The sequence below is a fragment of the Rhodoferax sp. ZS1R8 genome (assembly GCF_056521325.1).
In genome coordinates this window covers 76,344-96,261 of record NZ_JBWMBA010000007.1, presented here as the reverse complement: position 1 = coordinate 96,261, position 19,918 = coordinate 76,344, and the positions used below count along the sequence as shown (strand labels likewise).

Genomic DNA, 19,918 nt, shown 5'->3' with positions numbered 1-19,918 from the left:
AACACCATTGCCATGCAAATAGAAGCTCCACCGGTCGGTTACGAACGGGTTATCCAGACGGCCGAACGTCGCGGTCTGATCCTGGTGCACACCGGCAATGGCAAAGGCAAGAGCACGGCGGCTTTTGGCTTGGCCCTGCGCGCGCACGGCCGGGGCAAGGCCGTCAAGGTCTACCAGTTCATGAAGGTGCCCACCGCGCGTTTTGGTGAACACCGCTTGTTTGAACAACTAGGCATTCCCATTGAAGGCCTAGGCGATGGCTTCAGCTGGAAGAGCCGCGACCTGGACCACTCGGCCCAACTCGCGCTGGACGGATGGGCCAAGGCCGAAGCCACCATCCGCGCGGGGGAACACTTCATGGTGGTGCTCGATGAAATCATGTACCCGCTGCGCTATGGTTGGATTCCGCTGGAGACCATAGTCACTTGCCTGCGCGAGCGCCCCTCCCATGTGCACGTGGTGCTGACGGGTCGCAACGCCCCGGCTGAATTGATCGAGTTGGCCGACACGGTGACCGAGATGACCCTTATCAAACACCACTTCAAGGCCGGTGTGCCCGCACAGCGCGGTATTGAAGACTAACTATTTTTAGAATCACAACCCTTATGCAAACCCGAAAAATCCCCGCCACCATCGTTACCGGCTTCCTGGGTAGCGGCAAAACAACCCTGTTGCGCAACCTGCTCACCAACGCCCAAGGCCGCCGCATCGCGGTCATCGTCAATGAGTTTGGCGAATTAGGCATCGATGGCGAATTGCTGCGCGGCTGCGGCATTGGTTGTGACGAAAACGGTGTGGAAAACGGACAGTTGTACGAGCTGGCCAATGGCTGCCTGTGCTGCACCGTGCAGGAAGAATTTGCCCCCGTGATGGAGCAACTGGCCGCCCGGCGCGACCAGATCGACTATCTTGTGATCGAGACCTCTGGCCTGGCCTTGCCCAAGCCGCTGGTACAGGCTTTTCAATGGCCTGCGCTGCGCAACGCGTTTACCGTGGACGCGGTCATTACCGTGGTGGATGCGCCCGCGGTAGCGGCCGGTGACTTTGCCGACGACCCGGTGGCCGTGGACGCTCAGCGCCGCGCCGACGAAAACCTGGACCACGACTCACCCCTGCACGAGCTGTTTGAAGACCAGCTCGCCACCGCGGATTTGGTCATCGTGCACAAGGTAGACGGCATGGATGCCGCAGCGCTCGAGGCCGTTGAAGCCACCATTCGCGCAGAAGCTCCCGCCGGTGTGAAGCTGGTGCGCGCATCGCACGGCAACGTGCCCATGGACGTGCTGCTGGGGCTGGAGCGTGCGGTAGAAGACGTGATCGACGCCCGCAAAACCCACCACGACGCGGAAGAGGACCACGACCACGACGCCTTTGAGTCGGTGTCCATCGCGCTGAACGTGCTTGATCGCGCCAAGGTGCTGACCGCGCTAGCTGCCCTGGTGCAGCGCCACGAGATCTACCGTGTCAAAGGTTTTGTTGCTGTGCCGGGTGCGGCGATGCGCCTGGTGGTGCAGGGCGTGGGCCAGCGCTTTGACAGTTATTTCGACCGCGCTTGGCGTGCAGACGAGCCGCGTCAGACGCGCCTGGTGCTGATTGGGGACCACCTCGACGCTAGCGTCCTGCAAGCTGAAGTCCAAGCCGCTTTGGCTTAAATCAAAAACGGCGCTCCAGCACATGCACCTGCTCTCTACCCGCCCCGGCGGCCATGTTGAAGACGATGGCCTGGGCGTCGTGCGCGTGGAGCAAACGCCAGGCGACATCGTGGTGCTCACCGTGGCGGACACCACGCTATCTTTGCTAGCCGAGGTGGCCAGCGGCTTGCCGGATGACTTTCCCCGTGTGCGCCTGGCCAACCTGATGTGGCTGCGCCAGCCCGCGTCTACCGATCTGTACAAGGACGACGTGCTGCGCCACGCCAAGGCCATCATCATCGAACACCTGGGCAGTCCCAGCGACTGGGCCTACGTCGTAGACCAGGTCTGCGAGTCTGCCCGGTCGCGCGGCCAGTGGCTGGTCATGGTGTCGGGCGAATGTGTGGAAGACGCGCAGCTGCTCATGCGCAGCACCGCCAAAAAAGACGATTGCACCCACCTCTGGCGCTGCCTGCGCGAAGGCGGGCGCGACAACGCCCGGAACTTTTTCCAGCTGATCGCCCACGCCGCCTTTGGCCAGGGCGAGCGCCCCGCACCCGCTGTAGTGCTGCCCGCCGCAATGCCCTACACACCCGCCATGCCTTTGGCCCCTTGGCGCGCGGGGGCACCGGTGGCCCTGCTGGTGTTTTACAAAGCGCATTTGCAGGCGGGCAACACAGCCGCGTTTGATGCCATGCTGGCTGCGCTGGCGGATGAGGGCCTCAACACGCTGGCCGTGGCGCTGGATTCGCTCAAAAACCCTGAGAGCATGGCGCTGCTGCAATCGCTGGCCCAAGAGCACAAGGTAGACGTTGTGCTCAACGCCACCAGCTTTGCCGTAGGCGCGATGGATGGCAACGACGCGGGTGTAGAGGTGCAACCCGTACTGCTGGCAGGCGATGCGCCGGTGTTGCAGCTCATCACTGCGGGCTGCACCCAAGAGCAATGGCAAGAGGACCCGCACGGCCTGACCCCGCGCGACCTGGCCATGCAAATCGTGCTGCCGGAGGTGGATGGCCGCATCGGCACCCGGCCCATCAGCTTCAAGGGCCTGGCCTGGCGCTGCGAGCGCGCCCAGATCGACGTGGTGCGCTACCAGCCCGAACTAGAACGCATAGCCTTTGTAGCCGCTACCGCAAGTAAATGGTGCGCATTGCGCTTTAAAAGAAATAGCGATAAGCGTGTGGCATTGGTGCTGGCCAACTACCCCAACGACGACGCGCGCCTGGCCAACGGCGTCGGCCTGGACACGCCCGCATCCACCGTCGTCATCCTGCAAGCCCTGCAGGCCGCAGGTTATGCCACCGGTGATGTGCCACGCAGTAGCGACGCGCTGATGGCCGATCTGGTGCGTGGCATCACCAACAACCTGCATGCCAACGACGACCGCCCCGCGGGCCAAAGTTTGGCCATGGGCGATTACCTGCAAGACTTTGCGGCCCTTCCTCTAGAAAACCAAGCCGCCATCAACGCGCTGTGGGGCGAGCCTGCGCAAGACCCGCTGGTGCGCGCAGGCCGCTTCATGGTGTCGGGTCAGCGTTACGGCAATGTGTTTGTGGGCAACCAGCCCGCACGCGGGCGGGGGCTGGACCTGGTGGCCACTTACCACGACGCCGACCTGGTGCCCACCCACAACTACCTGGCGTTTTACTTTTGGCTGCGCCGCGCCTACGCGGTGGATGCGGTGGTGCACGTGGGCAAACACGGCAACCTGGAGTGGCTGCCCGGCAAAAGCGTGGCGCTGGGGGCAGCCTGCTGGCCCGATGCCATTTTGGGCCCGCTGCCACACCTGTATCCCTTTATCGTTAACGACCCCGGCGAAGGCGCGCAGGCCAAGCGCCGCACGCAGGCCGTCATCATCGACCACCTGATGCCCGCCATGACCCGGGCCGAAACCTATGGGCCCTTGCAGCAGCTGGAGGGCCGCATGGACGAGTATTACGAGGCCCTGTCACTGGACCCGCGCCGCGCCAAGCTGCTGCGCGCCAGCATTCTGGAGCAGGTGCTGGCAGACGGCCTGCACGCAGAGTTGGGTTTTACCAAGCCCACCAACGACAGCGAGCAGCAAGCCTTGTTGCAGCGCCTGGATGCCTACCTGTGTGAAATCAAGGAATCGCAAATCCGCGATGGCCTGCATATATTCGGCCAGTCCCCTACCGGCCGCCAGCGGGTGGACACCTTGGTGGCGCTGGCCCGCTACCCCGGCGGCGCAGGTGCGGCACAAGGCAGCCTGACGGTGGCCTTGGCGCAGGACTTGGGGCTAAAAGATTTCGATGCCCTGAGCCCAGATTGGGCCGCACCGTGGACGGGTGAACGCCCGCAGATCTTGCAGAGCCTCAGCGACGACCCCTGGCGCCACGCGGGCCACACCCGTGAGCGGCTGGAGTTGCTGGCCGTCCGTGTGGTGCAAGATCTGGACAAAGAGGGTGGCACAGGGCAGGGCGGTGCGATGTCCGGCGGCCCTGGCGCTGCGCCAGACATGTGGCCCCACACCACCCAGGTGCTGCGGCGCCTGCACTTCACACTCGCCCCGCGTCTGGATGCCTGTGGCCCCAACGAAATAGGTCAACTGTTGCGCGGACTGGACGGGCGCTTTATTCCCCCCGGCCCCAGCGGCGCACCGTCGCGCGGCAGGCCCGATGTGCTGCCCACCGGGCGCAATTTTTACTCAGTGGACACGCGCGCCATCCCCACCCAGACCGCGTACGCCATGGGCGCCAAGGGCGCAGCCCGCGTGGTGGAGCGGCACTTGCAAGACCACGGTGCCTACCCCACGGCCATGGGCCTGTCGGTATGGGGCACCAGCACGATGCGCACCGGGGGCGAAGATGTGGCCCAGGCCTTCTCACTCCTGGGCGTGCGACCCAAGTGGGCGGCGGGCAGCAACCGCGTGGTGGACATTGAAGTCATGCCCATGAGTGTGCTGGGCCGCCCCCGCGTAGACGTGACGCTGCGTGTGTCCGGCTTCTTCCGCGATGCGTTTCCCAACGTGATTGACTTGTTCGACACAGCCGTGCGCGCCGTGGCCGCCATTGCGCCTGAGGACGAGCCGGACGATATCAACCCCATCCGCGCACGCGTGCAGCGTGATGCCACGCAGGCGCAAGCCGCAGGGCAGTCGGATGCACAGGCCGAGCGGGCCTCTACATGGCGTGTTTTCGGCCCCCGGCCCGGTGGCTACGGTGCGGGTTTGCAGGCGTCTATCGCCAGTGGCAACTGGACCGAACGTGCCGAGTTGGCCGAGGCCTATTTGCGCGCCGGTGCTTTTGCCTATGGGCAAGACGCGCATGGCACCGCTGCGCCCGAGGCGTTTGCCCAGCGCATCACCGCTCTGGACGCGGTGCTGCACAACCAGGACAACCGCGAGCACGACATTCTGGATTCGGGCGACTACTACCAGTTCATGGGCGGCATGGCCGCAGCGGTAGAGCACCTGAGCGGCACGCCCGCCGCGCTGTACCACGGCGACTTCAGCGTGCCCGGCGCACCGCGCATCCGCACGCTGAGTGAAGAAGTGGCCCGCGTGGTGCGCTCCCGCGCCGTCAACCCCAAGTGGCTGGAGGGTATCAAGCGCCACGGCTACAAGGGTGCGTTTGAAATGGCCGCCACGGTGGACTTTTTGTTCGCGTTTGACGCCACCACCGGCGTGGTGGGCGACCACCAGTACGCGCTGGTGGCCGATGCCTATGTGCACGACGACGATACCCGTGCCTTTCTACAGCAGTACAACCCGCTGGCCCTGCGCAGCATCGGCGAACGACTGCTGGAGGCCATGGACCGTGGCCTGTGGGCCGAGCCGGGCGACCAGCGCGCGCGCATTGAAGACCACCTGCTGGCACTGGAACAGCGACTTGAAACATCTGACGACACATTAGAAAAGGCTAAGCCATGAAGCTTGAGCAAGCCGCCGCACGTGCGGCATTCCCATTCACCGCACTGGTCGGCCAGCCGCTGCTGCAGCGCGCCTTGCTGCTGGTGGCGATCGACCCGCGCATCGGCGGCGTGCTGGTTAGCGGCCCGCGCGGTACGGCCAAATCCACGGCTGCTCGGGCACTGGCGGCTTTACTGCCCCATACCCCAGTTGCAGCGCCGTTTGTCACCCTGCCGCTCGCGGCCAGTCTGGAACAACTGGTGGGCACGTTGAACGTGGAGGCCGTGTTGGTTGATGGTCAATTGCGCCTGGCACCAGGCCTGGTAGCGCGCGCCCACAATGGCGTGCTGTACGTGGATGAGGTTAATTTATTACCCGATGCGCTGGTAGACGCGCTGCTGGATGTTGCCGCCAGCGGCGTCAACACCGTAGAGCGCGACGGCATCTCGCAGCAGCACGCCGCGCGTTTTGCGCTGGTGGGCACGATGAACCCTGAAGAAGGCGAATTGCGGCCCCAACTACTGGACCGTTTTGGTCTGTCGGTGGTGCTGGGCAACCCGTTAGACCCGCAGCAGCGGCTAGACATCTTACGCACCCGGCTTGCTTTTGACGAAGACCCGCAGGCGTTGACGGCATCGCATGCGGCGCAGCTAGCCGCGTTAGCGGCAACCCTGGTGGCAGCGCGCGCCGCGCTGCCCAGTCTGGCGTGGCCCGATGCCGTGATGCAACACGCCGCCGCACTCGCATTGGCCGCTGGAGTGGACGGCATGCGTGCCGACCTGGTGATGCTGCGCGCCGCTCGGGCGCTGGCCGCTCTGGAAGGCCGCAATGCCGTGACCCTGCAAGACGTGGACGCCGTGGCAGAACTGGCGCTGGCGCACCGCCGCACGCTGGAGCCATCCGTGAACGGCAGAACTAACGACAGATCCGGCGATAAGCCCAACGGCAGTGCCAATAGCAACAGCAACGCTGGCCCACGCAAAGAACCGCCACCCGCTTTAACCCCCATCCCAGAAGGTGATTGGGGTGCGTTGCCGCCTATACCGACCCCCACTACCCGGGTGCTGTCCACTGGAGCCTGGCCCGCAAAAAAAGCCTGAGCCACCGCATCCGCCAGCCGCCGACACCGGCTGGCAGTGTGCGGTGGCGCAACCCCCCCATGCAGACACCACCCCTGAAACCCACCGTAAAAACGCTAGGCGACAGTTCCGCGATTGCCTGGCTGCGCACCCTGCTGGCCAAAGGCCCGCGCGCGTTGCAGCGCGAGCACCTGCGCTACCAACCGCGGGCGATGGCTGCTGCGCGCCTGCATCTGATCGTGCTGGACACCTCGGGCTCGATGCGCCAAGGTGGCCAAGGCGGTCGCCTGGCGCTGGCCAAGGGCTATGCAGCCCGCCTGATTGAGCAGGCTGCGCGCGCTGGAGACCATGTGGGTCTGCTGTGTTTTGGGGGTAGCGGTGTGCAGCTGGTGCTGCCGCCCGGACCGGCGCGGGCCGCTGGTGCCGCACGGGTACGCCAATGCGGCGGTGGTGGCGGTACACCGCTGTGCCAAGCCTTGGCGGTAGCGAACACTTTGCTGGCGCAGGTCCGACGGCGCAGTAACGGACCGGCCTGGCTGTGGCTGCTGACCGATGGCCGCACGCTGGAGCAGCCCGCTGCGCCCAAGGGGGTGGAACACGCTGTGGTGCTGGATTTTGACGAACGCTCGCCCGCATCACGTGCCAGTGGCCGCTGCGCCGCCTGGGCCGCCCGCTGGGGCGCGGAGTACCGTTTGGCCAGTGCGTCCTGATTACTTATTTCTACGCAAAAAATACACCTTTCAAATGACCGAAGCTGTTGATCACCCCGCTGTGACCGAACTCATCATCTGCACCACGTGTCGACCCGCCGGTGTATCGCGCGATCTGCCTGCGGCGGGCGAGGCGCTGCTGGAAGCCGTGCAGATCGCTACCTGGAGCATTGATGATGTCCAGCAGGCCCGAATCCGCGTGCGCGGTATGGCCTGCATGAGCGGCTGCTCCAGAGCCTGCACCATAGCGCTCCAGGCACCAGGCAAATACACGTATTACATCGGCGACCTGGTCGCCGATGACACCACCGCCGCCCAGGTGCTGGCCTGCGCGCAACTACACGCGTACAGTACGGACGGTAATCTGCAGCGCAAAGAGCGGCCCGAACGCCTGCGTAGCGGTATATTGGCGCGATTGCCCCCGCTCGCTACCATTGGCCCGGCAGGGCCTTGAATAGTTTTTCCGTAGTGCATCCACAGTCCCACTGGTGCGCCTCATTTTCTTTATAAGGAGTTCTTTATGCATTCATCCGCCACCGCCACCGCCACCACCGAACTGCCCCGCACCGCTAACGCGGTGCACAGCCTTTTGTTGCAGCTTGCCGCAGGTGCAGCCCTTGGCATGGTCGTGTTCTACGGCGTGGCATTTTCCGAAAGCCCGCTGGCACATAACGCCGCGCACGACGTGCGCCACATCACCGTGAAACCCTGCCACTGAGTAAATTTTTTCCGAGAGCTGTTCATGATTTTTCAACGGTTGATTTGGGCGGCGCTGGCTACCGCTTTGGTGGTGGGTAGTGTGCAAACCGGCGTGCAGCGTTGGCAAGCCGCGCCGCTGATTCTGGCTGCCGAGGTGTACGAGGCGCAAAAAGCCCAGGCTCTCGAACCGGTGGCCCCCGCTGCGCATGCGCATTCCGATGCGGCTGCCCCGCATGAACATGAACACGCGCATGAACACGGTGCTGCCAAAGAGTGGGAGCCTGCAAACGGCTTCGAGCGCATAGGTTGGACTTGGGTGGTTAATAGCCTGCACGCCTTCAGCATGGCGCTGCTGGTGTTTGCGGTGATGGGTGTGTGGCTTTACCGGCGTGGTGCAGCCGTTGGCTCTTCGGCTTTGGCTGGTTGGGTGGCTGCAGCGGGCTTTGTCAGCCTGCACCTCTGGCCTTCGCTGGGCATGCCTGCTGAGGTGCCGGGCATGGAAGCCGCCCCATTGCATGCCCGCCAGGTCTGGTGGGTGCTGGCAGTGGGCAGTGCGGCGGGCGCATGTGCTGTAGCCGGTTTTGCACGTGCCTCTTGGCGCTGGTTGGTAGCAGCGGCCTTGCTGGCGCTGCCCTTTTTAGTGGGTGCACCGCAGTTGCAGGGTGATGCACTTGCAGGCTTTGGCCCCGAAGCCCGGGCCGCGCTGGAACAGTTAGGTGGTCAGTTCATCTGGGCTACGACCCGGGCTGCGCTGTCGTTCTGGGCCAGCATGAGTGTGGTGGGGGGTTTAGCGTTCCACCGTTGGGTGCGGCCGAGCTTGATGGCGGTTATGAAAGGTGCTGGTGTAGTTGATCTGGGGGCGGTGAACGCGGTTCGGTGACCGGTGCGTTTGTCATACCAAAATTGGCCTCAAGCCCACGTGGTACCTGCTTACGAAGCTATCAAAAAATAGCAAATTCGCGATACCCTCAGCATCTGCCGCTACGATGGATGAGCTGAGGCGGCCTGTGTAGCAGAGTAGCCCGTTTGCCTTACGCACTTGCGACAGGCGGATGCTATGTCCGTGGATTGGAATGCCGAGCATGCAGCCGTGAGCTCATTTGCAGGCGATCACTCCACTTTGTAAATGCCGCTACAGCGGGCTCCTTGATGAAACCTGAGTTTGACGGGGAGGTGTGCGGGTGGTGGTGCAGCAGCTGGACATGGTTTCGGTAGCGCTGGGTCAGCTTGGTGAGTGCGGGCGAGCGATTGCGGACGCGTTGGACGAATTGCTGACCCTTTCTTTGGGGTGAAGCCCAGCGGGAAAGGTCTGACAGTCCGAGAGGATAATCCAGCGAATATGAAAAAATTGCCGGGGAAGTGCACATGACGCAACTTCAGAAAATTACTGTTAAAGGGTTCAAGTCTATTCACTCCTTGGTGGACTTTGAAATGCGTGCGCTCAATGTGCTGATCGGTGCCAATGGTGCGGGTAAAAGTAATTTCATCAGCGTTTTTCGATTTCTAGCAGCCCTCACCGGGGATAACTTTCCTGTGGATGTTCAGAACTGGGGTGGTCCGGATGCCTTGTTGCATTACGGGCGAAAGGTAACCGATTCCATGGAGTTTGAGGTGTACTTCGCGCCTGAGAATGGTGTGGCCAACGGGTACAAAGTGACGCTCGCACCGACCCAGGACAATCGATTAATTTTTACTCGCGAACAGTCTTGGATTAACGGTCGCTTTGGCGTAACTTCATATCCCTTGGGCGTTGGACATGATATTGCTAGGGTAACTTCTGATGAGTTGGAGCGAAGCAAGAACGTGAGTCGATACGTTTCTGGCAAGCTGAAAGTTTGGCGGCAGTACCATTTTCATGATACAGGAGATAAAGCGGCCGTAAAGCAGGTGCACCAGGCTAATGACACCCTACGCCTCAAGCCCGACGCGGCCAACTTGGCTGCCTACCTTCGCAAACTGAAGATTACGCCGTTTTGGGAATCGAGCTATCAGCGCATCGTAGAGACGATTCGTCTGGCTGCCCCATTTTTTGGGGATTTTGTGATTAGAGATGACGAGCCTGACGGCGTTGCGCCGACGTCCGTAGAGTTGGAATGGACAGAGCGAGGCCGCCCTGATACGCCCTGGAAAGCCCACGTTTTGTCCGATGGCACCTTGCGCTTCATTTGTTTGGCGACATTGTTGTTGCAGCCACCGCAGTTAATGCCTGACATCATCTTGATCGACGAACCCGAGTTGGGTTTACACCCCTACGCGATCAATTTGTTGGCGCAAATGCTCAAACGTGCGGCAGAGGCTAAGCAAGTAATTGTTTCAACGCAGTCGGTAGAGTTGCTGAACGCTATGACACCTGAAGATGTTGTCGTTGCCGGGCGTGATAACGGCGCGACAACGCTCAAGAGGCTTGATTCGGCAGATTTGACCGATTGGCTTGAAGATTATTCGTTGGGAGAGCTATGGAAACGTAATGTGCTCGGCGGAAGGCCTTCGCGATGACCAGGATTGTGGTTATTTGCGAAGGGCAAACCGAAGAAACCTTTGTTCGCGATGTGCTTGAACCGCATTTTTCCCCATCCGGTCTGTACTTGCATGCGCAAACAATTGAAACATCACCGGGCCATCGAGGCGGAGCTCTAAATTACGACCGAGTTAAAGGTCAATTGCGCAATACGCTCAGGCAAAAATCAGCGCCAGTAGTCACGACTTTTTTTGATCTTTACCGATTGGATAAGCGTTTCCCTGGCTTTGATTCGGCGATGCTCAAAAGTTCTATGCAAGCAAAAGTGGAAATATTGAACTCGGCGTTGGCTGAGGATATTGTTGCGTTGGCTGAATGTGATCCGGTTCGGTTTATTCCCCACATCCAGCCACATGAATTCGAGGCATTGCTATTCAGTGATGTAACTACTCTCACCGGCGTAGAGCGAAATTGGGCTCGTAGTACCGCGGAGCTAGGCGCGATAAGGCAACAAGTGGACACGCCCGAACACATCAATGACAAGCCAGAGACCAAGCCTGCGGCACATCTTGAGCGATTGCTAAAAAGCCCACGATTCAGTAAGGTTGATCACGGACCGATTGCGGCGGCTCGCATGGGCTTGGTACGCATAGAGCAGGAGTGCTTGCATTTTGCTGCTTGGCTGCAAAAAATTCGCTCGCTAACGATGTGATTGGCTTTTTCGGGCAGTCATAACGCTGACTACAAATTTATACAAAAGCCAGCGCTTTTCTGCGCATCAAATACGTATCCATGATCCACCCATGCGCCGCCCGCGCGGCTTGCCGCTCCACCAGAATCCGCGCGCTCACTTCCGCCAGCGGCCCCGCAATGCACATCTGCTGCGGCATACCCAGGTAAGCCCCCCACCAGATCGTGATGCCGTGCGGCGGCAGGTGCTGAAACGCGCAGTGCCCGTCCAGCATCACCGCCACGGTATTGGCGCTTTGGGGCCAGCCATGGTCGCGCAGTTGGCGGCCGGTGGTGATGGTGACGGGGGCGTTGATGTCGTTCAGCGCAATGGCGTGCGCGGCGGTCAGCGCTTGCAACGCGGTAATACCGGGCACCACGGACACTGTTAGCGGCACTTGTACTGCCAAGCGCTCAGCGATGCGCAGGGTGCTGTCGTACAGCGATGGGTCGCCCCACACCAGCAGGGCAACACGTCCACCCGCAGGCAAATGACTGCGGATGGTGGCCAGCCACACCTCAGCAATAGCGTCATGCCAGCGGTTGACGGCAGCAGCGTAGTCCGGGTCATCGCCATCGCGTACCGGCATGTCAAAGCCCACCACCTGGGTGGCGGGGTTGGTCACCAATTCCTTGCAGAGTTGCAGGCGCAGTTCGGCCAGGTCCGCTTTGCCTGCGCCTTTGTGGGGCACCAAAATCAGGTCGGCGCTATTGAGTGCCTTGACGCCTTGGCGGGTCACATGGTCGGGGTTGCCGGTGCCTATGCCGACCAGGCAAAGGTCGATCTTCATTTGGTGCCTGCCGGAAAGCGGGGCGTGGTGCCCAGCGGGCGGTAGCGGCGGTCGTAGTCACCCGCGTACAAGCGGCTGTGGGCAAAGTCTTGCTCGCCCAAGTTTGGGCCCAAGGTGTGGCCGACCAGAATCAAGGCGGTGCGCTCCATGCCTTCGCCCACGGCGGCTTCAATAGTGGACAGGGTGGCGCGCACTACGCGCTCGTCTGGCCAGCTGGCACGCCAGACCACGGCCACCGGGCAGTCTGCGCCATAGTGGGGTACCAGCTCTGCCACCACACGCGGCAGCACGTGGATGGACAGGTGGATGGCCAGTACCGCCTGGGTGGCGGCAAAGTTGGCCAGCGACTCGGTGCTGGGCATGGCCGATGCGCGGCCTGATGTGCGGGTGAGTACCACCGACTGGCTCAGCCCTGGCAGCGTCAGCTCGGCCTCCAGCGTGGCGGCCGCTGCCGCAAACGACGGCACGCCGGGCGTGACGGTGTAGTCAATACCCAGCGCGCGCAGGCCGCGCAGTTGCTCGCCCATGGCCGACCACACCGACAAGTCGCCCGAATGCAGGCGGGCCACGTCATGCCCTGCCGCGTGCGCGGCGCTGATCTCGGCCAATATCTGCTCCAGTGAAAGCGATGCGGTGTTGACGATGTGCGCACCGGGCGGGCAGTGGGCCAGCACGCCTTCTGGCACCAAAGAGCCTGCGTACAGGCACACCGGGCTGGCAGCAATGTAATTGCGGCCACGCAGGGTCAGTAGGTCTGGGGCGCCAGGGCCTGCGCCGATAAAGTGAACGGTCATGGTTGTGTATTGTGGGTGGAGGCAATGGCTGCGGTTGCCATGCGGTCGGGGCTGGTGCAGCGGGGGGTGAGCAGTTGGGCTTTAACAGGCTCAGCCTGAACGGCCATTGCTGCTGCGGCCAGCGCTGCGGCTTCGGCCACGCTGTGCGCGCCGTAGCGGGCGGGCACATGGGCGCTGGGTGTTGCGGCTTGGCTGGCTAACTGCGGCAGGCTGACAGGGGTGATGGGTAATTGCAATTCTGCTGCCAGTTGCAGCAGGGCGGGGTGGCCGGCTTTGTCGGCGGCCGTGGCCAGGGCGGTAAGGGTTGTGGGCCTGCTGGGCGTGCCGGATGTGCCTGCGGGGCCCTGGGCTTGCTGTGCCGCATCCTGTGCGGCGCTAAGCGCTGCATTCAGGGCGGCGCGCAAAGACGCCACATCGCACTGCGCGCGAAAACCCAAGCCCGCCACCATCACCAAGGCGCCCTCACAGCGTCACGCTCCACTGCACCACGGCGCGGCTGGGCTGCCAGCCGCGCATGCGGCCCAGCGGTGCGGCCTGCGCCAGCTCTATGCGCAGCAATTCACCGCCGTGTTGGGCGTGCAGTTGCAGCAGGGCGGATTCGGTTTCCAGCGTCACGGCGTTCACCACCAAGCGGCAAGCTGGGGGTGCTATGGACTGCAATGCGGTGAAAAAAGCCATGTCAAAGCCGCCGCCTACAAAAATGGCTTGGGGCGTGGGAAAACCAGCAATGAGGTCTTGGGTGTCACCGTGGTGCACGGCCAGGCGGTGGTCAATGCCAAAGGATATGGCGTTGGCTCGGATGTTCGCCACGCGCTCTGCGTTTTGTTCCACCGCGCTGGCTGTGCCGCCCGCCAAACACCACTCCACCGACACCGAACCCGAGCCCGCACCCAAGTCCCACAAGTGTTCGCCGGGGCGCGGGGCCAGTGCGCTCAGGGTGAGGGCGCGGATGGGCGACTTGGTGATTTGCCCGTCGTGGGCAAATCCGCTGTCCGGCAGGCCGGGGGTGTTTGGAAACTCCAGCGGGCCGACCACCTGCACAGCCACTGCCACCGGGCTCTGTATGTCTGCAAATTCCAGCGCATGGGCGGGGCACTGGCGTACGCGTTCACGCGGGCCGCCCAGCGCTTCCAGCACCCACACCGCAGAGGCACCACCGCCTTGCTGTGTCAGCCATTGCGCAAAGTCCCGCACCGCTTGGCCATCGCGCAGCAAGCACAGCAGTTGCGCGCCGCCATGCAGAGCAGGGCGGGTGCGTGCAAAAGGGGCGGCGTGCAGACCAAAGCAGTGCACATGCTCCAGGCGCCAGCCTAGCCGGGATACGGCCAGTGAAAAGGTGGAGGGTGATGGAAAAGCCACCCATTCACCCAGCGACAGGTGCGCCGCCAGGCTGCCGCCAGCACCAAACCAGAAGGGATCGCCCGAGGCCAGCACCGCCACCCGCTGGCCACGCAGGGCCAGCACTGGGGCTACGTCAAACGGAAGGGGCCACTCCGCGCCACGGCTGCCCGCACCGGCCAGCGCCAGGTGCCGTACGCCGCCGAAGACGTGTTGCGCCTGGGCCAGGGCCAAGCGGCTACCATCGCCCAGACCATGCAGACCATCTTCACCTATACCAATGATTGACAACCAAGGTTCAGACATGGTCCGCACCTCCTTGCGTGTGCTGGTGCTTGGGGGCACGCTGGATGCCAGTCGCCTGGCGCAAGCCTTGGCGCAGGCGGGGGTGGACGGTATTTTTTCTTACGCAGGCCGCACCAGCGCGCCCATAGCCCAGCCGCTGCCCACCCGCGTGGGCGGTTTTGGCGGCGTGGCTGGTTTGCAGGCCTTTTTGCAAGCCGAGTGCATCACCCACGTGGTGGACGCTACGCATCCCTTTGCCGCGCAGATGAGCAGCAACGCAGTGCAGGCCTGTGCTCGTGCGGGGGTGCCCCTGCTGGTGCTTGAGCGGCCCACGTGGCAGGCTAACAGTGGCGATGTTTGGCAACACGTGCCCGATATTGCCGCCGCAGTGCAGGCCTTGCCCGCCGAGCCTGCCCGGGTGTTTTTGGCCATTGGCCGCCAGCATGTGGCGCCGTTTTTGGCTTGCACGCAGCATTGGTATCTGTTGCGATTGGTGGACGCTGTGGTGGATTCCGTTTTGGATTTGCCCGCTGCGCGTGGTCATGTGGTATTGGACCGTGGGCCGTTCACCTTGGATGGCGACCGAGCCTTGCTGCAAGCGCACGGCATCACCCATGTGGTGTCCAAAAACTCCGGTGGCGCGGGCGCGCAGGCCAAGCTGAAGGCGGCGCGGGAGCGGGGGTTGCCCGTTATCTTGATTGACCGCCCCTTCATCCCCGCGCGCCCGACGGTGAGCACCGTGGAGGGCGTTTGCCGTTGGCTGGGCTTGGGTGGCAGCGATTAACTTCATAGCGAAGAGCGCGGTGTGTAGACAAAGCGGCCCACCCGGCGTGTGGCGCTGTTGCCTACGATGACCACGGTGCGCATGTCAGCCATCTCGGGGGTTGCCTCTGCCAAACGTACAGTCTGCAGCACTTCGTTCGGCGTACTTACAGCGCGGGCAAAGGTGATGAGCCGGTCGGGTCCGCAGGTCTCGCGCAATACCTCTAGCATGCGGCCGAAAGTGTGCGGGCGGCTGGCCGAGCGGGGGTTGTAGAACGCCATCGCAAAGTCGGCCATGGCGGCGGCGCGCACGCGGGTTTCGATCAGTTCGGCAGGTTTGAGGTTGTCGCTGAGGTTGATGGCGCAGAAGTCGTGACCCAAGGGCGCACCGGCTTTGGCTGCCGCCGCCAGCATGGCGGTGATGCCGGACAGCACGCGTATGTCCAGTGCCTGCCACTCAGGGCGGCCTTCCAGCGCTTCAAACACGGCGGCGGCCATCGCAAACACACCGGGGTCGCCGGAGGACACGATGACCACTTGCTTGCCTTCAGAGGCCATTTGCAGCGCCGCGCGGGCGCGGTCCATCTCGACCCGGTTGTCAGACGCATGCAGGGTGAGGCCAGGGCGCGGTGCGATGCGGGCCACGTAGGGGATGTAGCCCACGATGTCGGTGGCGGCGTCAAGGGCGGCCGTCACTTCGGGCGTTACCAGTTGCGGGTCGCCGGGCCCCAGGCCTGCGATGCAGAGCCATCCCTTCAAACTATTCCGGTTCATTCCTGCACCTCGGGGCGGCGGCCGCTGCCATGCACCAGCACGATGGCGAAGTAAGGGCAGTCGCTGCCGTCAGCCTCTGCCAGTTTGAGCACGCGCTCACCGGGCATGGTGCCGCGCTCTACCAGCCAAGCCTGTTCCAGGCGGCCTGCTGCGGCCAGTGCGCGGCGCACGCGGGGCAGGTTGCGGCCGGTTTTCATGATGACAAGGGCATCCGCACCCTGCATATGGTGCACCAACTCATCTTCGGGCAAGGTACCCATCAGCACCGTCATCACGTCATCGCCCCAGGTGATGGGCACCCCCGTGGCCGACCAGCAGCCCACCATGCCCGGGATGCCGGGTATCACTTCCACCGTGGTGCGGCCCTGCAGGCGGGTGTAGAGGTGCATGAAAGAGCCGTAGAAAAACGGGTCCCCCTCGCACAGCACCAGCACGTCCTGCGTCTGGGCCAGTTCGGCCAGGCGCTTAGCCCAGTGGTCATAAAACGTGGCCAGGCAGTGGATGTACTCGGGGCTGTCAAAGGGCAGCTCGGTGGTAACCGGGTATTCCATGGGGTACTCGACCACATCGGGGGCAAGCATGCCTTCCACAATGCGGCGGGCCTGGCCGGGGCGGCCTTTTTTGCGAAAGTAGGCCACGTGGCGGGCAGCGCGGATGGCGCGGTCGGAGCGCACGCTCATCAAGTCCGGGTCACCGGGGCCTAAACCGGCGCAGAGGATGCGGCCCATCAGATTTCCCTCCGGCAGGCCAGTGCGTTCACCGCTGCAACTGTGATGGCGCTGCCACCCAGGCGGCCCAGCACCGCCATGGCGGGGGCGGGGGGCGCAGCCATCAGCGCGGCTTTGGATTCGGCAGCGCCCACAAAGCCTACCGGGCAGCCGATGACGGCCGCAGGGCGCGGGCAGGCGGGGTCTTGCAGCATGTTGAGCAGGTGAAACAGCGCGGTGGGCGCATTGCCGATGGCGACTACGGCACCGGCCAGATGCGGGCGCCACAGTTCCAGCGCAGCCGCGCTGCGTGTGGTGCCCAGGCGTTGCGCCAGATCGCGCACGCTGGGGTCTTGCAGGGTACAAATAACGGCATTGTCGGCAGGCAGGCGGCTGCGGGTGATGCCTTCGCTCACCATGCGCACATCGCACAGGATAGGGGCACCCGCCTCCAGTGCAGCTCGGGCAGCGTCAGCCATGCCGTCGGTAAAGCGCACATGGGCCTCTAGCCCGACCATGCCGGTGGCGTGGACCATGCGGACGACGGCCAGCTCTTCAGTGGCGCTGAATCGGCTGAGGTCGGCTTCAGCCCGGATGATGGCAAAAGACTGTCGGTAGATGGCATCGCCATCGGTCTCATAGGTGTGGCGCATGCGCTAGCTGTTGTAGATGGACGGCGATGGCCGCTGGACTCAGATGGCGCGCATCCGGGGGGGATGCGGCAGTGCCGTGTTGTATCAGATCAAACCCTGCGGACGTGGCCACCAGCGTGAGTGCAGCTTGCGGGTGTGCGCAGCCTTTGCTGCAGCCCGATACGTGCAGCCGGTAACTGGGCGGAACCAGGGGCGCCAGCGCGTGGGCCAGCTCCCGCGTCGGTGCGGCGGCCTGGGGGCAGCCGGGCGCACCGGTGCAGGCGCTGACGCGCAGACGCACATCGTCGGCGTGGGTGATGAGTGTGGAGCGTGTTGGTATTGCGGGCACGCTCTGGGCGCCTTCAAGCAGCACACTGCGCCACGGAGTGAGGCGCAAGGGGCTTAAGGCGGACAGTGCGCGCAGCGTTTCCACAGGCATCTGGCCGAATTCAAAGCCCACCACGCAACCCTTTGGCACAAGGCCCCACGGTGGGCAAGCCCCATTTCCGGGGGGCACCGGGGTGTCTGCCAGATGGGACGGAACAGGCGTTTGGGCAACCAAAGGGGCCATGCGGCCACGCCCCAAGGGTGCGCCGCCAGCAGCGATGAACCAGTGCGCCAGTTCCACGGCGTGCCCGATGGCATGCTCTGCATGGGCCACTACCCCGCGGGCGCTGCCGTTGGCATAGACCAAAAAGCCCTGTGCATGGCGCTCCAGACGGATGTCGGCCGAGCAGCCGCGCAGCACAGGGGTAGGGCCACAGTCCAGTGCAAAGCCAAATTTGGCGGGAACTTGGGGGGCGGTTGACTGAGACAAGGCCTCGGTGAGCAAGCACGCCAGGTCTGGCGTACCGTCGTCCGTCTCCCACAAGGGGGACACGAGGAGGTTGCGGCGCGATTCGGCGTTGATATCGGTGTCAATCAAGTCGAGGGCTTGCAGGCCAGCGAGCAGGACAGGGTAGTTGGCCTCGGCAATGCCGCGGAGTTGCAAGTTGGCGCGGCTGGTCAGGTCCAACAGCGGTTGTGCGTAGCGTGCCGCCAACTCTGCAATGCCGTGGCCTTGCGCCTGGGTCAAACGCCCCAGCGGCGGGCGAATGCGCAGCACCAACCCATCCCCAGATGGCATGGGGCGCAGTGCCCCGGGGCACCAGCCTTGGATGTGCGCCGCGGGGGTAGCGTGTGTGGCCTTGGTAGTGTCGGGGTGGGCGGGCATGTAAGGGAAGGGAATAGCGTTCCCGGTCTGAGAATTTACTAATACAAACCCGGGGTCTGCAAAGCCCGTAAGTATCGCATCCATCGCCCGACGAAAAGCCTGTGCGCTACCCCAGTAAGTTGAGCGCCGCTTGGCGCAGTTATGATGACGCGCCCTTGTGCGATCTGCTCTCTTAAATCTTCCATGACCGAATGTATTTCCTCTTCTAACCTTGGCTTTGGTTACATCGTCGGGGCGGGAGCGCTGGGCCAAACGCAGCGCCCTGGATGACTTGCTGTTTGACAATGCCTGGGGCCAGCCGCCCGGGGCACCCCAATGCGCAGCCGACCCGGACATCCGCTGCGCCCTGACCTGTTGACACTGTTGAAACTCTATGACTAAAACCGTTACACATTTCGCCGAGACCACCCAGCCCTTGCATTTCCATGCCCCGCACAAAACCCCAACGCATGTCAAAGTACAGCGCCCCGATGCGGGCCAGCGCGTGTGGACCGTGGCCGAGATCCAGGCCCTGCTGGAGCTGCCGTTCAACGACCTGATGTTCCAGGCGCAGACCGTGCACCGTGCCAACTTTGACCCCAATATGGTCGAGTTGGCGACACTCTTGTCGGTCAAGACCGGCGGCTGCCCCGAAGATTGCGGCTACTGTCCACAAAGCGTGCACTTTGACACCGGTGTTGAAGCCGGCAAGCTGATGGGCGTGGAGGCTGTGCGCGAAGCCGCGTTGGCCGCCAAAGCCGCCGGCGCCACGCGCTTCTGCATGGGTGCAGCCTGGCGCGCCCCCAAAGACCGCGATATCGAAGCCGTGGCCGAGCTCGTCAAGACCGTCAAGGCGACGGGTTTGGAGTCGTGCGCCACCTTGGGCATGCTGAACGATGGCCATGCCGAAACCCTGCGCGATGCGGGCTTGGACTACTACAACCACAACCTGGACAGCGCACCCGATTTTTACGGCGACATCATCACTACGCGCGACTACCAGGACCGCCTGGACACGCTGACCCGCGTGCGCAATGCGGGCGTCAGCGTCTGCTGTGGCGGCATCGTCGGCATGGGCGAATCGCGCCTGCAACGCGCCGGTTTGATTGCCGAGTTGGCCAACCTGTCGCCGTACCCCGAATCCGTGCCCATCAACCATCTGGTGAAGGTAGAAGGCACCCCGCTGGCCGACCAGCCGGACCTGGACCCGCTGGAATTTGTGCGCACCATCGCCGTGGCGCGCATCACGATGCCCAAGGCGCGCGTGCGCCTGTCGGCCGGCCGCCAAAGCATGTCTGAGGCGGTGCAGGCCCTGTGCTTTGTGGCTGGTGCCAATTCCATCTTCTACGGCGACAAGTTGTTGACCACGCCCAACCCGGCCGGCAATTCGGATCTGGATTTGTTGGCGCGTTTGGGCTTGAAGACGGGCCAGCCCGTCGCCAAACCCTAATGGCATGCCTTTAACC

20 protein-coding genes are annotated in these 19,918 nt (G+C 63.3%); 12 read left to right on the top strand and 8 right to left on the bottom strand.

Annotation, left to right across the window (positions count from 1 at the left end):
- Nucleotides 1-12 precede the first annotated feature (12 nt).
- The 10 genes from cobO to AC097P_RS21090 all read left to right on the top strand — a co-directional run bounded on the left by cobO (nucleotide 13) and on the right by AC097P_RS21090 (nucleotide 11,160).
- Nucleotides 13-582: a cob(I)yrinic acid a,c-diamide adenosyltransferase gene (gene cobO, locus AC097P_RS21135; RefSeq protein ID WP_479612417.1), complete on the top strand. Its 570-nt coding sequence runs from the start codon at nucleotides 13-15 to the stop codon at nucleotides 580-582.
- Between the two features lie 23 nt (nucleotides 583-605).
- Nucleotides 606-1,652 carry a cobalamin biosynthesis protein CobW gene (cobW, locus tag AC097P_RS21130; protein ID WP_479612416.1) on the top strand — a complete coding sequence of 349 codons (1,047 nt, stop codon included), beginning with the start codon at nucleotides 606-608 and terminating at the stop codon, nucleotides 1,650-1,652.
- Nucleotides 1,653-1,674: 22 nt separating this feature from the next.
- Nucleotides 1,675-5,523 (top strand): cobaltochelatase subunit CobN, encoded by a 3,849-nt coding sequence (cobN, locus tag AC097P_RS21125; RefSeq protein WP_479612415.1) that lies wholly within the window; start codon nucleotides 1,675-1,677, stop codon nucleotides 5,521-5,523.
- The gene (locus AC097P_RS21120) at nucleotides 5,520-6,602 is read left to right on the top strand and encodes a magnesium chelatase ATPase subunit I (RefSeq protein WP_479612414.1); all 1,083 of its coding nucleotides are present in this window, start codon (nucleotides 5,520-5,522) and stop codon (nucleotides 6,600-6,602) included. Before cobN ends, AC097P_RS21120 begins: the two co-directional genes overlap by 4 nt.
- A gap of 59 nt (nucleotides 6,603-6,661) precedes the next feature.
- A complete protein-coding gene (locus AC097P_RS21115; RefSeq protein ID WP_479612413.1) occupies nucleotides 6,662-7,291 on the top strand; it encodes a vWA domain-containing protein in 630 nt (209 codons plus the stop codon).
- Nucleotides 7,292-7,325: 34 nt separating this feature from the next.
- Nucleotides 7,326-7,745, top strand: coding sequence for a DUF1636 domain-containing protein (locus AC097P_RS21110; protein ID WP_479612412.1), 420 nt, complete (start codon nucleotides 7,326-7,328; stop codon nucleotides 7,743-7,745).
- 66 nt (nucleotides 7,746-7,811) lie between these two features.
- On the top strand, nucleotides 7,812-8,009 hold the full coding sequence (locus AC097P_RS21105) for a CbtB domain-containing protein (RefSeq protein WP_479612411.1): 198 nt from the start codon (nucleotides 7,812-7,814) through the stop codon (nucleotides 8,007-8,009).
- 24 nt (nucleotides 8,010-8,033) lie between these two features.
- Nucleotides 8,034-8,870, top strand: a complete 837-nt coding sequence (locus tag AC097P_RS21100) for a CbtA family protein (RefSeq protein ID WP_479612410.1) — start codon at nucleotides 8,034-8,036, stop codon at nucleotides 8,868-8,870.
- Between the two features lie 485 nt (nucleotides 8,871-9,355).
- Nucleotides 9,356-10,486, top strand: a complete 1,131-nt coding sequence (locus AC097P_RS21095) for an AAA family ATPase (RefSeq protein ID WP_479612409.1) — start codon at nucleotides 9,356-9,358, stop codon at nucleotides 10,484-10,486.
- A complete protein-coding gene (locus tag AC097P_RS21090; protein ID WP_479612408.1) occupies nucleotides 10,483-11,160 on the top strand; it encodes a DUF4276 family protein in 678 nt (225 codons plus the stop codon). The genes AC097P_RS21095 and AC097P_RS21090 overlap by 4 nt, the downstream gene beginning before the upstream one ends.
- Nucleotides 11,161-11,197: 37 nt before the next feature.
- On the opposite strand, the gene cobF is transcribed toward AC097P_RS21090, so the two are convergent.
- The 4 genes from cobF to cbiE are packed head-to-tail and all read right to left on the bottom strand — an operon-like array spanning nucleotide 11,198 to nucleotide 14,406.
- A complete protein-coding gene (cobF, locus tag AC097P_RS21085) occupies nucleotides 11,198-11,968 on the bottom strand; it encodes a precorrin-6A synthase (deacetylating) (protein ID WP_479612407.1) in 771 nt (256 codons plus the stop codon).
- Nucleotides 11,965-12,762 carry a precorrin-4 C(11)-methyltransferase gene (gene cobM, locus AC097P_RS21080; RefSeq protein ID WP_479612406.1) on the bottom strand — a complete coding sequence of 266 codons (798 nt, stop codon included), beginning with the start codon at nucleotides 12,760-12,762 and terminating at the stop codon, nucleotides 11,965-11,967. Before cobM ends, cobF begins: the two co-directional genes overlap by 4 nt.
- Entirely contained in the window at nucleotides 12,759-13,211 is a 453-nt protein-coding gene (locus tag AC097P_RS21075; protein ID WP_479612515.1) for a cobalamin biosynthesis protein, read from the bottom strand. The genes cobM and AC097P_RS21075 overlap by 4 nt, the downstream gene beginning before the upstream one ends.
- A gap of 13 nt (nucleotides 13,212-13,224) precedes the next feature.
- A complete protein-coding gene (gene cbiE, locus AC097P_RS21070; protein WP_479612405.1) occupies nucleotides 13,225-14,406 on the bottom strand; it encodes a precorrin-6y C5,15-methyltransferase (decarboxylating) subunit CbiE in 1,182 nt (393 codons plus the stop codon).
- Between cbiE and AC097P_RS21065 the strand changes: the two genes are divergently transcribed.
- Entirely contained in the window at nucleotides 14,405-15,169 is a 765-nt protein-coding gene (locus tag AC097P_RS21065; RefSeq protein WP_479612404.1) for a cobalt-precorrin-6A reductase, read from the top strand. The two genes, cbiE and AC097P_RS21065, sit on opposite strands and share 2 nt — an antisense overlap.
- Before the next feature lie 2 nt (nucleotides 15,170-15,171).
- Here the strand turns inward: AC097P_RS21065 and cobJ are convergent, their stop codons facing one another.
- From cobJ to cobG, 4 genes are read right to left on the bottom strand one after another with little or no spacing between them, the layout of a single operon-like run.
- Nucleotides 15,172-15,921, bottom strand: coding sequence for a precorrin-3B C(17)-methyltransferase (gene cobJ / locus AC097P_RS21060; RefSeq protein WP_479612403.1), 750 nt, complete (start codon nucleotides 15,919-15,921; stop codon nucleotides 15,172-15,174).
- Nucleotides 15,918-16,649 (bottom strand): precorrin-2 C(20)-methyltransferase, encoded by a 732-nt coding sequence (locus AC097P_RS21055; protein WP_479612402.1) that lies wholly within the window; start codon nucleotides 16,647-16,649, stop codon nucleotides 15,918-15,920. Before AC097P_RS21055 ends, cobJ begins: the two co-directional genes overlap by 4 nt.
- A complete protein-coding gene (locus AC097P_RS21050) occupies nucleotides 16,649-17,281 on the bottom strand; it encodes a precorrin-8X methylmutase (RefSeq protein WP_479612401.1) in 633 nt (210 codons plus the stop codon). The genes AC097P_RS21055 and AC097P_RS21050 overlap by 1 nt, the downstream gene beginning before the upstream one ends.
- Nucleotides 17,265-18,473: a precorrin-3B synthase gene (gene cobG, locus AC097P_RS21045; protein WP_479612400.1), complete on the bottom strand. Its 1,209-nt coding sequence runs from the start codon at nucleotides 18,471-18,473 to the stop codon at nucleotides 17,265-17,267. The genes AC097P_RS21050 and cobG overlap by 17 nt, the downstream gene beginning before the upstream one ends.
- A gap of 373 nt (nucleotides 18,474-18,846) precedes the next feature.
- Here cobG and bioB point away from each other — a divergent pair, with 373 nt between their 5' ends.
- Nucleotides 18,847-19,902 carry a biotin synthase BioB gene (bioB, locus tag AC097P_RS21040; RefSeq protein ID WP_479612399.1) on the top strand — a complete coding sequence of 352 codons (1,056 nt, stop codon included), beginning with the start codon at nucleotides 18,847-18,849 and terminating at the stop codon, nucleotides 19,900-19,902.
- Nucleotides 19,903-19,918: the final 16 nt, after the last annotated feature.

What these genes read in the sequence shown, in the direction of transcription:
- cobO (WP_479612417.1), top strand. Translation starts at nt 13, where the DNA reads ATGCAAATAGAAGCTCCACCGGTCGGTTACGAACGGGTTATCCAGACG.
- cobW (WP_479612416.1), top strand. Translation starts at nt 606, where the DNA reads ATGCAAACCCGAAAAATCCCCGCCACCATCGTTACCGGCTTCCTGGGT.
- cobN (WP_479612415.1), top strand. Translation starts at nt 1,675, where the DNA reads ATGCACCTGCTCTCTACCCGCCCCGGCGGCCATGTTGAAGACGATGGC.
- AC097P_RS21120 (WP_479612414.1), top strand. Translation starts at nt 5,520, where the DNA reads ATGAAGCTTGAGCAAGCCGCCGCACGTGCGGCATTCCCATTCACCGCA.
- AC097P_RS21115 (WP_479612413.1), top strand. Translation starts at nt 6,662, where the DNA reads ATGCAGACACCACCCCTGAAACCCACCGTAAAAACGCTAGGCGACAGT.
- AC097P_RS21110 (WP_479612412.1), top strand. Translation starts at nt 7,326, where the DNA reads ATGACCGAAGCTGTTGATCACCCCGCTGTGACCGAACTCATCATCTGC.
- AC097P_RS21105 (WP_479612411.1), top strand. Translation starts at nt 7,812, where the DNA reads ATGCATTCATCCGCCACCGCCACCGCCACCACCGAACTGCCCCGCACC.
- AC097P_RS21100 (WP_479612410.1), top strand. Translation starts at nt 8,034, where the DNA reads ATGATTTTTCAACGGTTGATTTGGGCGGCGCTGGCTACCGCTTTGGTG.
- AC097P_RS21095 (WP_479612409.1), top strand. Translation starts at nt 9,356, where the DNA reads ATGACGCAACTTCAGAAAATTACTGTTAAAGGGTTCAAGTCTATTCAC.
- AC097P_RS21090 (WP_479612408.1), top strand. Translation starts at nt 10,483, where the DNA reads ATGACCAGGATTGTGGTTATTTGCGAAGGGCAAACCGAAGAAACCTTT.
- cobF (WP_479612407.1), bottom strand. Translation starts at nt 11,968, where the DNA reads ATGAAGATCGACCTTTGCCTGGTCGGCATAGGCACCGGCAACCCCGAC.
- cobM (WP_479612406.1), bottom strand. Translation starts at nt 12,762, where the DNA reads ATGACCGTTCACTTTATCGGCGCAGGCCCTGGCGCCCCAGACCTACTG.
- AC097P_RS21075 (WP_479612515.1), bottom strand. Translation starts at nt 13,211, where the DNA reads ATGGTGGCGGGCTTGGGTTTTCGCGCGCAGTGCGATGTGGCGTCTTTG.
- AC097P_RS21065 (WP_479612404.1), top strand. Translation starts at nt 14,405, where the DNA reads ATGGTCCGCACCTCCTTGCGTGTGCTGGTGCTTGGGGGCACGCTGGAT.
- cbiE (WP_479612405.1), bottom strand. Translation starts at nt 14,406, where the DNA reads ATGTCTGAACCTTGGTTGTCAATCATTGGTATAGGTGAAGATGGTCTG.
- cobJ (WP_479612403.1), bottom strand. Translation starts at nt 15,921, where the DNA reads ATGAACCGGAATAGTTTGAAGGGATGGCTCTGCATCGCAGGCCTGGGG.
- AC097P_RS21055 (WP_479612402.1), bottom strand. Translation starts at nt 16,649, where the DNA reads ATGGGCCGCATCCTCTGCGCCGGTTTAGGCCCCGGTGACCCGGACTTG.
- AC097P_RS21050 (WP_479612401.1), bottom strand. Translation starts at nt 17,281, where the DNA reads ATGCGCCACACCTATGAGACCGATGGCGATGCCATCTACCGACAGTCT.
- cobG (WP_479612400.1), bottom strand. Translation starts at nt 18,473, where the DNA reads ATGCCCGCCCACCCCGACACTACCAAGGCCACACACGCTACCCCCGCG.
- bioB (WP_479612399.1), top strand. Translation starts at nt 18,847, where the DNA reads ATGACTAAAACCGTTACACATTTCGCCGAGACCACCCAGCCCTTGCAT.